An 11,580-nucleotide genomic window follows, 5' to 3' on the forward strand; every position below is an offset into this window, starting at 1 on the left:
ATCCGGTCCTGCCCGTCGGGCCGTAGCCCGGGCAGGCGGGTCGGGGTGATGTGACGAATCGCGTCCGCGGCGCCGCCCCTGCGGCGTCGCGGACAGCGGCCTGTCACACTGCGCGGTATGCGCGTCTACCTGGGCTCCGATCACGCCGGTTACGAGTTGAAGATGCACCTGGCCAGCCATCTGGCCAAGCAGGGCTACGAGGTGGTCGACGTCGGGCCGCACGCCTACGACCCGGACGACGACTACCCGGCGTTCTGCCTGCACACCGGTGACCGGGTGGTGGCGTCGCCGGGCAGCCTGGGCGTGGTCATCGGTGGTTCCGGCAACGGCGAGCAGATCGCCGCCAACAAGGTCGCCGGGGTACGGGCGGCGCTGGCCTGGAACCTGGAGACTGCCCAGCTGGCCCGGGAGCACAACGACGCCAACGTGGTGGCCGTCGGCGCCCGGCAGCACACCCTGGACGAGGCGACCAGGATCGTCGAGGCGTTCCTGAGCACCCCGTTCTCCGGCAACGAGCGCCACGCCCGGCGCATCGCCCAGGTCGCGGCCTACGAGAAGGCCCGCGAGCTGCCCGACCTTCCCTGACGTCCGGCGGCGGTCACCCGGCCGCCGCCGGCCGCCCGCTCAGCGGCGTGCCGACTCCCGCTCAGTTGCAGGCCGCCCGCTCAGCGGCGTGCCGACTCCCGCTCAGCCGCCTGCCGACCCCCGGCCATCGCCCGCCCCGGTCGGTTCAGCGGCCGGGCCGGGGCGACTCGTCCCGGGGCACCCAGTTACGGCGTACCACGGTGACCCGGCGCTCTGCCTCGGCCAGGTCCGCCTCGGTCGGTCGGGCGGCATCCCGGGCCCGGAGTGCGGCGCTGACCGCCACCTGCGAGGCGCCCGACCCGACCAGCCCACGCAGGCCCCGCTCGCCGTCGCGGTCCTCCCCGGCGGGGGTACCCGACCTGCGCCGTCCGCCGGACGGCGGCCCACCGTCGTAGCTGTCGGCGGTCGCCGCGGATCCGCCGCCGCTACCGCGTCCCGTGCTCTCCGCCCCGCCGTGTCGCAGCCGGCGTCGCCGGCGCTCCGCATCCGCCATCTCCCGACCGTACCGGCTGGGCCGGCGCTCCGTCCCGGTCGAACAGGCTCAGAAGACGTCGATTCAGAACACCTCGATGCCGACCGGCGCCCGGTACCAGCCGAACCCGGTCGTCGCGCTGCGGGCCGCCCCGGGCCGCAGCTCACGGACCCGGCCGGCGGCGACCAGAGCGGAGAGCGCGGTACCTCCGAGGTACAGCTCGCCCAGGTCCCGGACGTCGCAGGCCAGCTCCGCCGGCTCGTCGGCCGGTACGCACCGGGCACCGTCCGGGCCGCCGGTCAGCCGCCACCGGCCGGCGTTCTCCGGCAGCAGCGGGTCGGTCACCTCGATGACCACGTCGACCGGGGCGGCGTACCGGCGGGCCGCCAGCGCGGCCGGTACGTTGACCAACCGGAGCCAGAGCGCGTCGACGAGCTGCGCGTCGAGGCGGCGGGGCTCGTCGACCAGCCGCAGCAGCGGCTCGTCCACGGCGGCGAAGGGGTACGACAGGCGGCGGGTCAGGTCGATGGTGAACAGCAGCCGCCAGAGCGCCAGATAGGCGGCCGGGGTGTCGGCGACCACCTCCTCCACCCGCGTCGTACCCCGTGGCCCGCTGCGGTCCCACTCGCTGTGGGTCCGCCAGAGCGCGTAGCCGTCCACGCCGCCCGGCCCCTCATGCAGCACGGCACGCCGTTCGGTGGCCCCGAACCGGAGCGCCGACGGGTCGGTCAGCCGCGCCCGCCAGTGCCGGTCCGCCCGGCTGGACCAGCCCGGGCGGTTCACGCGCACGTCCTCGTACACCCGGGCCAGCTCGTCGGCGAGCGCGGCCGGCTCGCCCGTGCGGAGCCGGCCGCCGACGGACGCCGGGGGCTCGGGCAGTCGCAGCTCCCGCAGGTCGGCCTCCATCGTCAGCCGCTGGGCGGCCTGGCCGTAGCCGAACCTCGGGTAGATCCGCCCCTCGCTGGCCCAGAGCACCGCGAGGTACTCGGTGCCGGCGTCGCGTACCTCCCGCAGTTGCCGGGTCATCAACCGGGTCAGCAGCCGGTTGCGACGGTGGGTGGGCGCCACCGCGACCTGCGTCACATGGGCGGCGGGCAGCACCGCGCCGGGCACGGTCAGCTCCCGGGTGTACGCCGAGGCGTGCGCCACGACCGTCCCGCCGTCGCGGACCAGCAGGGACCGGTCCGGCTCGAAGACCACGTGGTCGCCCTCGCGGGCGGTGGGGTCGTGGGCCTCGTGGAACGCGGCGGCGATCAGCCGGGAGATCTCCGGCCAGTCGTCGGCGTCGGCCGTGGTGATCGGTAGCTGCTGCTCGGTCATCGTTTCTGTGTAGTCCACGGTGCGTGGCCGGGCGACCGATTTGTGTACTGGCTACCCTCGAAGCAGCGGGGCCGTCCGGCCGGACGGGGTTCCCCGGCGATGGGGAGGACGACATGGCAGACCAGACGCGACCGTGGGCGGAGCGGACCGTCGAGGTGCCGCCGCAGCCGAACGGCGTCGGGGTGCCGTCGCAGCGGGGGCGGGCTGTGGTTCCCCCGCCGCACGACGCCGTCGACCCGACACAGCGCGAGGGTTTCCTGCGCGGGGTCGCCTCGGTGGGGGCGCGTCGGGCGCCGCGTACCGAGCAGTTCACGGCGGTCGGGTCGGATCCGGCTGACCCGCACTGGGGGGACCAGTCGCGCCCCCGGCTGCCGCTGAGCTACCACGTGGCCCAGCTCAAGCTGGGTGGCGAATGGAGTGCGGCGGGCGGACTGTTCGCCTTCGTCTGCTGGGGCATCTGGGCGATCTCCGCCCGGGGGGACCTGACCAGTCCGGTGGTGACCTTCGTGCTGTCCCTCTTCGTTGCGGTCGGGCTGTTCGGGCTCGCCCGGCTGCTCGGGCGGTTGATCTGGGAGCGGCAGCTCGGCCGGGTCCGGCGTACCGCCCGGGGCGCGCATCTGGTGACGGCGGTGTTCCTGGTCGGGCTCGGGGTGGCCTACCTGCGGCAGACCGAGTGGGTGGTATCTGCCTGGAACTGGGTCTTCGGCTGACCGTCCGGGCCGTCGGAACGGGCACCGGAGGGCGGACCGGTGCGGCCGGCCGAATCGGGGCGTGGCAGTTGGCCCGGGGCGGCAAAGGTCACTGGTTGATTAACCTGAGTTGAGTCCTGTATATGGACATGCATAAATCGATGCTGGTCGGCGCGTTGTCGGGTGCTCCGCCCGGCCCGGTCGGTTGGGCTGAGCTGGTCTGAGTGGACGAAGCACGATAGTTTCGCTTTCGCAAACGCGACGTATGAGCGGTCATGCGCGCGAAGGGAGGCTCCCCTGGCCGGGGGGCGTCACGACGAAGCGGGGTGAATCCACCTTGACAGGTACTCCAGGCGTTGGGCAGGTACATGCCACCCAGGACCAGCTGAACACGATGGCGCAGCGCTGTATGGACACCGGCGAAGGGCTGGCGACCGGGATGGCGCAGCTGCTCGACCGGATCCAGGCGCTGGGCGGCGCGGGGATGCGGGGCACGGCGAACAATGCGTTGCAGAGTGTGTCCGCCGATCTGAACTCCGGCCTGACCACCATCCTCAATGCGCTCGACGAGCTGGCCGGCAAGATCAGCAACGCCTCCTCCCAGTACGGCGTGAACGACGAGGACGCGGCGCGGGAGATCCGGGCCGCCGCCGAGGCCACCGGCAACAGCAGCGTCATCGCGGCGCTGCGCGGCTGAGTACCCGGACGAGAGACCTGGAGAGGCGATAGTCAGATGACCGATCCCAATTCGATCACTTACAACTTCGGTGCGATCACCGACGTCGCAACCGCGATCGGCACGTACCAGGGGCAGATGGACAACGCCCTGTCGGACCTCTACACCCAGTTCACCCAGCTCTTCGCCCAGGACTGGTCCGGTTCCGCCGGCCAGGCGTGCGACGACGCGCGGGCGAAGTGGAACCAGGGCGCGACCGAGATCAAGGACGCGCTCACCCGTCTCGGGGTCAGCCTCGGTGCCTCGGCTGACCGCATGCAGCAGGTTGACCAGCAGATCGCCGCTGGTATGTGATCCGCCTGCGGGTGGTGCCCCATCTGGTGGGGCACCACCCGCGGTACGGCTCCGCACAGGTTGACGTTGATCGGGGGAGGGCACAGTGGGTCGACCGGATGATCGTGGCGACGGCGGGGGTTCGCCGTCGGATTACCAGTCCTTCGCGGGACCTGACGTCAACGTCGACATCACCGACCTGGGTAGCTACTACCTGGAGATGCTCGACGTGCAGGCGGACGCCACCGGGCCGGCGGCCATGGAGGTGTCGGCCATGACCCAGCTGATCCAGGAGGGCCTTTCCCGCCCCGCCGGGGCCGCCGGGGTGTTCCCCGAGGGTGCCTCCGCCGCCCGGTTGCTGAGCCACCGGCAGAGCGACTTCCAGTACTTCCTGCGGGACGTGCTCGACGGCATCCGCAACATCGGTTCGGCGGCCCTGGTGGTCGCCGAGATGTACGAGGGCACCGACCGGGAGTCGGCGGCCGGCATCGACGATGTCTCCTTCGCCTTCTCCGACCCCGGGGCCAATCCGCCACCCGGCTTCCGTCCGGTGGAGTCCTGGTCGGAGTACGAGGCCCGAATGGCCGAGCAGACCGGTCAGACCGCGATGGCCCTGAGCGGCGACGACAGTCAGGCCCAGGTGATCAACCCGGCCTCCGGCGTGACGATCTACCTCTACCCGGACGGCTCCAGCAAGCAGGTCACGACCACCTACTCCAGCGGGTCGTACGAGGCCGGCACCACGACCACCACCACCTACTACGCACCCGGCGCGGTGGTCCTGCAGACCACCACCGAGCAGGACAGCCGGGTCTACGGTGGCTACCAGGTGCAGAGCACCACGACCACCCGGGGCGACGGCGGCAGCTCACGCACCTCCACCGTGACCGATCCGGACGGCACCATGACGGTCACCAACGAGACGACCATCACCACCACCGGTGCCGACGGCAAGCCACAGGAGCAGACCACCACCTCGGACCCGGTCGTCATCGAGCCGGGGCAGCACCGTACCGAGCCCGACATGGGTCCGGTGCAGCAGGCCGAGCAGCAGCTCGACACGGCCGGCGAGGACTGGTTCGTCAAAGAGTTCGGCCGCGGGTACTAGGAGGACGGTGCGATGGGTGGCGAGGAACCGTACTTCGGCTACACCACGGCGGACAACACCCTGCTGCTGCAGAACCGGCAGCTGGCCCGGCGGATGGGTGAGGACATCCGGTACTACCCGGCACCCGAGAACGGGGAGTACATCGAGCCGACCATCAACTGGGAGGACCCGAGGTTCAGCGACGCTGACCAGGAACGCTCCAACCAGCTGTTCGCCAACGACAGCATCGAGAAGATCTACCAGCGGGTGATGGCCCAGAACGCGAACGCGGTCCGGGAGGTCGCCGACCAGTGGTACCGGGTCAGTCAGGTCATCCAGGACATCTCCGACCGGGTGCTGAACGCCGCCCGCGGGCTGAAGTACGGCGGCGACGGCAGTCCCGGCAACTCCGGTGGCTGGACCGGTCAGGGCGCCGACGCCTTCCTGGCCCGGGGCCCGGGCGCCACCCTCAAGTCCCTCGACGAATGGCGCAGCGCCGCCATCACCAACTGGCTCGGCTCGCTCTCCCTCGCCAGCACGATCACCAGTCACCAGAGCCGGATGAGCTCGTTGTACGAGCAGTACAAGCAGGCGATGGTGACCTTCGGCAATGAGTGGCAGGAACGGAACCTCGGTGACGTGCCGGTCGAGGACGCCGGTCCCACCGCCCAGGACAAGTACGTGACCGCGCTGCGTACCGAGCAGATCGCGTGGAGCAAGCGGGCCCAGCAGATCCAGTACGAGATGGCCCGGTCCTACTGGTCGATCATGAGCGAGGATCTGGCCGGCGGCCGGGCCACCGTCTACGAGGGGCCGACCGACGCGGTCCAGCCCAACCCCGAGTTCCTGGCCCGGTACATGCGCGGCCGGCTGCCGTCGATCGGCAATCCGTCGCGGGTCGGGACCCCCAACGTGACCACGCCGACGATCAGTACCCGGAACGTGCCCACACCGGACGCCAACCTCCAGCGCACGGTAAGCCGACTGGTCGCGGAACCGACGGTGCCCGGTCAGGACCAGGGACGGCAGCAGACCACCCCCACGCCGGAGATCACCGTCCCCGACGTGGGCATGCCGACCGTACCGACGCCGACACCGACGCTGCCGGTCGTCCCACCCGTGGTGCCCGCAGTGGGCAACCTGCCGGTCCGGGGCGTCCCGACCGTGCCCGGCGTGCCCGGGGTCCCCGGCACCGGGCAGCCCGGCACCGGATCCCTTCCGGGCTCCGCCCTCGCCCGGGGTACGAACCTGCTGGGCGACGCGCGGGCCGGTGGGGTGCCCGGGGTCCTGCGCGGCGTACCCGCCGTGCCGGGCGCGCCCGGCGAGGGACTGCCCCCCTCCCCACCGCAGAACCCGGCCCGGGGCGCACCGGGCGGGCCGCAGACGGGTGGCCGTGGACCGCAACGCACCATCAGCGCCGCCCCGCCGGGATCGCGGCAGTCCGTCCCGCCGGGGACCTCCCTGCCGCCGGGCACCCCGTCCACGCCCCGCGCCGGTGCACCGGGGCCGGACGCCCGGAACACGGCCGGACCGGCCGTCCCGGGCGGCGGGACCCGGACCAACCAGTTCGGCAGCCCGCCGGCCGCGCCGTCCAGCCCGGTGCTGCGGGCACCCCGGACCACCGCGCCGATCCCACCTCAGGGCGCGCCCACCCGGCGTGGGCCACTCGCCCACGACGCGGCGCCGCCGGTGCTCAACCGGCCCCGGACGGCCGGTACGCCGGACACCGCACACCAGCTCACGCCGCAGCCCGGCGGTGGCCCACGCCGGGACGCCCCGCTGGCCCCGCCGACCCCGCCCACCACCCGACCGGTGGTGGGACGCTCCGCCACCACCCCGGCACCGGGTACGCCCCGACCCGCCGAACCGGCCAACGGTGTGCTGCGCGGTGCCCGCCGCCCCGCCGGGTACCAGGCCGAACTCGGCTCCCGGCGCAAGGAACGGGAGCGGGACGAGAAGGCGGCCCGGGTCGACCGGGACTTCGACCAGATCCGGCGGCTGCTCGACCGGGAGGAGGCGTGGACCGTCGCCACCCCGGGCGGCGGGGTGCTCGACAGCACCCCCACCCGCGCCACCAGGGCGGCCGCCGAACCGAAGCCGACCGTGGGTGGCGGCGCGTGACCGCCCGACGGGCCGGTTCGCTGGGGCTGGCCGCGCTCCTGCTCGTCGGCGCGGGCGCGGCCTGCGGCCGGTCCGAGCCGGAACCGGATGCCGCCGGCCCGTCCACCGACCCGGCCCCCACCAGCGCCCCGACCACCACCGGACCGGTCGGGCCGGGCGACGTCACCTACACGTTGCCGGCGAAGCTCTGCCCGGCGGTGGACGACGCCGCGCTGGCCGAGATCTTCCCGCGCGACGGTGGCGCACCGGTCCTGGACATCCCCGGAGCCTGCGGCATCACCCGGCTCGCCGAGGGCATGACGGTCGGCCTCAACGTCGACGCCGAACTGCTCAAGGACGGCCAGTGGGCCCAGCGGTTCTACGAGACCGGCCGCCGGCTCGCCCGGGGTACCCCCACCGACATCGATGGGGCCGGGACGGCGGCGTTCTGGACCGTTGAGAAGAACCGGATCAAGCTGGTGACGTACCACGGCAACCTGGCCCTCACCCTCACCTGTGAGCCGGTCGCCGCAGCCGGGCGGCTGCCGGCCGACGTCCCGCAGCGGCTGGCCCGGGTCGCCGCCGGCACGTTCGCCCGGTTGGCGCCGTGACCGGACCCGGCCCGGGGAACGCCCCACCGGCGGCCCGGTTCGCGATGAGCGTGATCCACCCCGGCTCGCCGACGCTGCGGATGCGGTACCGCCACGGGGTCCTGATCGACCCGTACGGCTTCCCCGACTGGTCGCTCTGCGCGCGGGCCGTGGTGGAACTGCCCGCACCGCACCCCGACCTGACCCGGGCGGAGCAGCGGATCGTCGACGTGCTCGCGGCGAACCTGGCGATGGCCCGGTCGGCCGGGGACCCCCTCTGGCCTCCGGTCGGCGGTTCGTCGGTGGTCGGTACCCCGGCCGGCTGGTGCTGGGCGCACCTGGGCGCCGTCCGCCAGGTGGCACTGGTCCCGGTCGAGCTGCACGGCTCCTTCCGTCACCAGGGCGGGGTCGGCCGGCTCCCGGACCGCCCCGGACCGCCCGTCGGTCGGCCAGCGGCACCGCAAGCGGGCCGGCCGGTCGGCCCGGCGCCGGGCCACCAGGTCCCGGACGACCTGCTCGACCTGCTGGAACAGCTCCTCGGCCGGGTGCTGCCACCGGCGTACCGGCGCTTCCTGGCCGCGACGAACGGTGCCGGCCCGGCGGGGCCCGCAGTGCTCCCGGGCCATGGTCTCCTGGCCGACCAGCCGTTCTTCGGCCTGGCCCGGGAGGACCGGCACCAGGATCTGTCCTATCTGGCCGACTGGGTGGGGGACCGGCTCACCCGGGATTTCCTGCCGGTCGGCTACGTCCAGGGTGGGCTGCTCGCGGTCCGGACGGCCGGGGACGACCCGGACTCGATCTGGTACTGGGACGACGACGACCCCCGGGACCGGGACCGCTACGACGCGGAGCACATCTGCGCCCACCTGCTGCACCGGGTCGCGGACTCGATCGACGACCTCTGGACCCGGTTGGTGGCGCCCGCCCCTGCGCTGGCCGACCTGGCCGGGCAGTGGGTACGCCGGGGTGCCGTCCGGGAGTTGCGTGACCCGGCGGTGGGGGCGGGCCTGCCGGCCCGGCAACGCCCGGCGCGGCAGGACCCGCCCCGGTCCACCGCCGACCCGCTCGTCGCACTCTTCGAGGCGCGATGACGACGCAGCTCGAGGCCCAGGGGGCACAGCCGCCGTGGCAGCCGGTCAACGAGGTCGAACGGCGGCTGCGGCACGCGGTCGACCAGGACGACCCCGAGGCGGTACTGCGGATCCTCGCCGTCGCTCCGCTGTTCCTCCCGGACCGGGGCGACGACCGGTTCGGGAGCGACGACCAGCCGGGCCCCGACGGGCAGCGGCTGATGACCGCCGACCGCGACGGCATCCGCTTCCTGCTCGCCTTCACCTCGGCGGAGGCGCTGTACCGGGTACTGCCGGCCGGTGGCTGGCGCAGCACCGACCTGCCCGAACTGGTCCGGGGTTGGGCCGACGGGGACATCCCGGCCGACTGGGGGCTCGCCGTCAACCCGGCCACCCCGGTCGGGCTGCTGGTGGCACCGGAGCGGGTACCCGGGCTGCTGCCCACCCCGGCGTCGCTGGCCGGTTTCACCCCGGCGAACGAGGTGGAACGACTGCTCGGCGCCGCCCTCACCGCACCCGACGCCGAGGTGCTGCTCGACGTGCTGGTCACCGCGACCGTGATCATGCCGACCCGGGTGCTGGAGGTGGACGGCGTCCCGGAGGTGACCGTCTTCACCTCGGCGGAACGCTGCGCCGACTACCTCCAGGATCTGGCAGCCGAGGGCCCGGCACCGCCCCTGACCACCTGCGACCTGGTCGCCGTGCTGCATCGGTGGCCCGGGCCGGGGTACCGGCTGACGGTCAACCCGGGCTCACCGATCGGCTTCTCCCTCGGTGGGGAACGGGTACCGGACCTGCTGCGTCACGCGGTGGCGCTCACCGCCCGGCGGCTCGGTCCGGGCGGCCCGGTCCCGGCAGCCAGCGCCGGTACGCCGGCCAGCGCCGGGAAGGCGGCAGCGGGCGTACCCGCCCCGCGTCCGGAACCCGAGGTCGCCGGCGCTGCGGGAGCCGCGCCGCAGGAGGCGCAGACCCCGGTCGACGGTTGGCTTGCCGACCTGCTGCGAGGCCGGCAATGATGATCCACTTTCCGGCGGTCCACTATTGTCGGATCCGGTCCGGTTCACCCAGCGTGCACCGTGACCGGGCAACGGGGAGGTGACGACGGTGGAACGTCCGAAGTGGTCGGCGATCCGGGCGGTGCTCGACGATCTCAGCCAGAGCCTGGAGAACGCCGCGCAGACCCGTCAGCAGGTGCTGGAGGTAACCGGGACCGCCTGGTCCGACGACGGGATGATCAAGGCGGTGGTTGGCCCCCGAGGGCAGCTCGTCGACCTCGACATCGATCCCCGGGTATACCGTACGCCCAACTCGAAGGCGCTCTCGGCGGCGATCCTCAGCACGGTACGTGCCGCAGTGGAGGACGCCGGCCGCAAGACCCGGGAGATCCTCGAACGGACCCTGCCCAAGGACCGGGGTCTCGGGCTGACCGAGCAGACGGACTTCGACCGAATGCTGGACAGCCACGACGCCGATCTGCCCAAGCTGCTCAAGAAGGAGGACGGCCATGGGTACGTACTTTGAGATCGATGGCGATCCGAACCAGGTCGCCGCGACCGGGTCGGTGCTGCGGGCGATGGCCGAGTCGCTCCGGGCCAAGTCGCAGGGGGTGCTCGGCCAGATCAACGGGATCGAGGGCGAGCAGCCCTGGGGTGCCGACAAGTACGGTCAGGCGTTCGAGACCACCTACCGCCAGGTGCCCGAGGGCGGGGACACCCCGTTCAGCGACACCGTCAAGGACGGTCTCAGCCAGGGCGGCGAGCAGTTGCAGCGGGCCAGCGGCGGCGTGGTCCGGGCGATGAACGACTACCAGGGCATCGAGGCCGAGAACGAGGCCGGTATCCGGCGGTCCTACCAGGTGTGAGATGTGCCGTCGGCCGGGTCACCGGCTGACGTGGCGGTGCGGAGAGGGTTGTGGACGTGCGGACGGATCGGGTGGTCGCGGCGGTGCAGCGGCACATCCTCGATGGGGTACCGATCGAGGAGCGCTACCTCCGGCCGGACGGTGCGGTGCTGTACGCCGCCCGTACCCGCCACGAGATCGTCGCGGCCGACTGGCTCGTCACGCAGGCCACCTGGGTCGACGATGCGGTCCGGGTGGTCGCCGGCAGTGGTGCGGAGAACTACAACTTCAGTTACGGCCTGATCTTCCCGACCGGGGGCGACGAACTGTTCCTCAACGACGTGGCGACCATGCGCGACCTGGGCGGCCGGCTGGGCGTCGACCTGGACCCGCTCGCCTACGCCGAGCTGCTCGCCGAGTTCTACTCCGACGGGGACGTCAGCGGGCCACGGGTACTCGCCTCGTCGGCCACCGAGCTGCACCGGGCCGGTGAACTGGTCCGCGATCCACTCGTCACGGCCGACCGGTACCCGGCGCTCGATCCGGCGCTGCTCACCGCCCCGACGGTCGACGCCACCGGTGACCGGACGATGCTCCGGTTCGACTCCTGTCACTACCTGATCACCGAGGCCGGGGGCGCCCTGGACGTCCTGCGGTGGGACGTGCAGGGCGGTGGTGGGGAACCCGCTGTCTGGTCGCGGCGGTACCTGGCCCGGCGGCAGCCGGCCTTCGTCGACTGACGGTAGCCACGGTCGGTCGGTTGGTTCGGGCGCGTAGCGGGGGTCCGCTGCGCGGTCAGTGCGGGGGAGGAGGATTGG

Annotated in this window: 14 protein-coding genes; 12 read left to right on the forward strand and 2 right to left on the reverse strand. The window is 73.0% G+C overall.

Features of this window, described 5'->3' with window-relative positions; all coding sequences use genetic code 11:
• Nucleotides 1–117 precede the first annotated feature (117 nt).
• The gene (locus V6U90_RS10980; protein ID WP_334434136.1) at nucleotides 118–585 is read left to right on the forward strand and encodes a ribose-5-phosphate isomerase; all 468 of its coding nucleotides are present in this window, start codon (nucleotides 118–120) and stop codon (nucleotides 583–585) included.
• Nucleotides 586–730: 145 nt separating this feature from the next.
• On the opposite strand, the gene V6U90_RS10985 is transcribed toward V6U90_RS10980, so the two are convergent.
• Together V6U90_RS10985 and V6U90_RS10990 are read right to left on the reverse strand one after the other, a co-directional pair.
• A complete protein-coding gene (locus V6U90_RS10985; RefSeq protein ID WP_334434138.1) occupies nucleotides 731–1,078 on the reverse strand; it encodes a hypothetical protein in 348 nt (115 codons plus the stop codon).
• A gap of 63 nt (nucleotides 1,079–1,141) precedes the next feature.
• Nucleotides 1,142–2,377 (reverse strand): GNAT family N-acetyltransferase, encoded by a 1,236-nt coding sequence (locus tag V6U90_RS10990; RefSeq protein WP_334434140.1) that lies wholly within the window; start codon nucleotides 2,375–2,377, stop codon nucleotides 1,142–1,144.
• 113 nt (nucleotides 2,378–2,490) lie between these two features.
• On the opposite strand from V6U90_RS10990, the gene V6U90_RS10995 reads away from it, so the two are divergent.
• From V6U90_RS10995 to V6U90_RS11045, 11 genes are all read left to right on the forward strand, one after another.
• Entirely contained in the window at nucleotides 2,491–3,087 is a 597-nt protein-coding gene (locus tag V6U90_RS10995; protein WP_334434142.1) for a hypothetical protein, read from the forward strand.
• A gap of 316 nt (nucleotides 3,088–3,403) precedes the next feature.
• The gene (locus V6U90_RS11000; RefSeq protein WP_334434144.1) at nucleotides 3,404–3,763 is read left to right on the forward strand and encodes a WXG100 family type VII secretion target; all 360 of its coding nucleotides are present in this window, start codon (nucleotides 3,404–3,406) and stop codon (nucleotides 3,761–3,763) included.
• A 36-nt stretch (nucleotides 3,764–3,799) separates the two neighbouring features.
• Nucleotides 3,800–4,096 carry a WXG100 family type VII secretion target gene (locus V6U90_RS11005; RefSeq protein ID WP_334434146.1) on the forward strand — a complete coding sequence of 99 codons (297 nt, stop codon included), beginning with the start codon at nucleotides 3,800–3,802 and terminating at the stop codon, nucleotides 4,094–4,096.
• 85 nt (nucleotides 4,097–4,181) lie between these two features.
• Nucleotides 4,182–5,183: a hypothetical protein gene (locus V6U90_RS11010; protein WP_334434148.1), complete on the forward strand. Its 1,002-nt coding sequence runs from the start codon at nucleotides 4,182–4,184 to the stop codon at nucleotides 5,181–5,183.
• A gap of 12 nt (nucleotides 5,184–5,195) precedes the next feature.
• Nucleotides 5,196–7,283 carry a hypothetical protein gene (locus tag V6U90_RS11015; RefSeq protein ID WP_334434150.1) on the forward strand — a complete coding sequence of 696 codons (2,088 nt, stop codon included), beginning with the start codon at nucleotides 5,196–5,198 and terminating at the stop codon, nucleotides 7,281–7,283.
• Entirely contained in the window at nucleotides 7,280–7,873 is a 594-nt protein-coding gene (locus V6U90_RS11020; protein WP_334434152.1) for a hypothetical protein, read from the forward strand. The genes V6U90_RS11015 and V6U90_RS11020 overlap by 4 nt, the downstream gene beginning before the upstream one ends.
• Complete coding sequence (locus V6U90_RS11025) at nucleotides 7,870–8,943, forward strand: SMI1/KNR4 family protein (protein ID WP_334434154.1); 1,074 nt, start codon at nucleotides 7,870–7,872, stop codon at nucleotides 8,941–8,943. The genes V6U90_RS11020 and V6U90_RS11025 overlap by 4 nt, the downstream gene beginning before the upstream one ends.
• Nucleotides 8,940–9,938, forward strand: a complete 999-nt coding sequence (locus V6U90_RS11030; protein WP_334434156.1) for an SseB family protein — start codon at nucleotides 8,940–8,942, stop codon at nucleotides 9,936–9,938. The genes V6U90_RS11025 and V6U90_RS11030 overlap by 4 nt, the downstream gene beginning before the upstream one ends.
• A gap of 88 nt (nucleotides 9,939–10,026) precedes the next feature.
• Nucleotides 10,027–10,443, forward strand: a complete 417-nt coding sequence (locus V6U90_RS11035) for a YbaB/EbfC family nucleoid-associated protein (RefSeq protein WP_334434158.1) — start codon at nucleotides 10,027–10,029, stop codon at nucleotides 10,441–10,443.
• Nucleotides 10,427–10,783 (forward strand): hypothetical protein, encoded by a 357-nt coding sequence (locus V6U90_RS11040; protein ID WP_334434160.1) that lies wholly within the window; start codon nucleotides 10,427–10,429, stop codon nucleotides 10,781–10,783. Before V6U90_RS11035 ends, V6U90_RS11040 begins: the two co-directional genes overlap by 17 nt.
• Before the next feature lie 56 nt (nucleotides 10,784–10,839).
• Entirely contained in the window at nucleotides 10,840–11,502 is a 663-nt protein-coding gene (locus V6U90_RS11045) for a hypothetical protein (RefSeq protein WP_334434162.1), read from the forward strand.
• Nucleotides 11,503–11,580 lie beyond the last annotated feature (78 nt).

This window comes from Micromonospora sp. CPCC 206060 (genome assembly GCF_036906895.1).
Lineage (GTDB): Bacteria > Actinomycetota > Actinomycetes > Mycobacteriales > Micromonosporaceae > Micromonospora.

Coding starts and splice junctions, on each gene's coding strand:
- V6U90_RS10990 (WP_334434140.1), bottom strand. CDS start 2,377: ATGACCGAGCAGCAGCTACCGATCACCACGGCCGACGCCGACGACTGG.
- V6U90_RS10985 (WP_334434138.1), bottom strand. CDS start 1,078: ATGGCGGATGCGGAGCGCCGGCGACGCCGGCTGCGACACGGCGGGGCG.
- V6U90_RS11015 (WP_334434150.1), top strand. CDS start 5,196: ATGGGTGGCGAGGAACCGTACTTCGGCTACACCACGGCGGACAACACC.
- V6U90_RS11030 (WP_334434156.1), top strand. CDS start 8,940: ATGACGACGCAGCTCGAGGCCCAGGGGGCACAGCCGCCGTGGCAGCCG.
- V6U90_RS11040 (WP_334434160.1), top strand. CDS start 10,427: ATGGGTACGTACTTTGAGATCGATGGCGATCCGAACCAGGTCGCCGCG.
- V6U90_RS10995 (WP_334434142.1), top strand. CDS start 2,491: ATGGCAGACCAGACGCGACCGTGGGCGGAGCGGACCGTCGAGGTGCCG.
- V6U90_RS11005 (WP_334434146.1), top strand. CDS start 3,800: ATGACCGATCCCAATTCGATCACTTACAACTTCGGTGCGATCACCGAC.
- V6U90_RS10980 (WP_334434136.1), top strand. CDS start 118: ATGCGCGTCTACCTGGGCTCCGATCACGCCGGTTACGAGTTGAAGATG.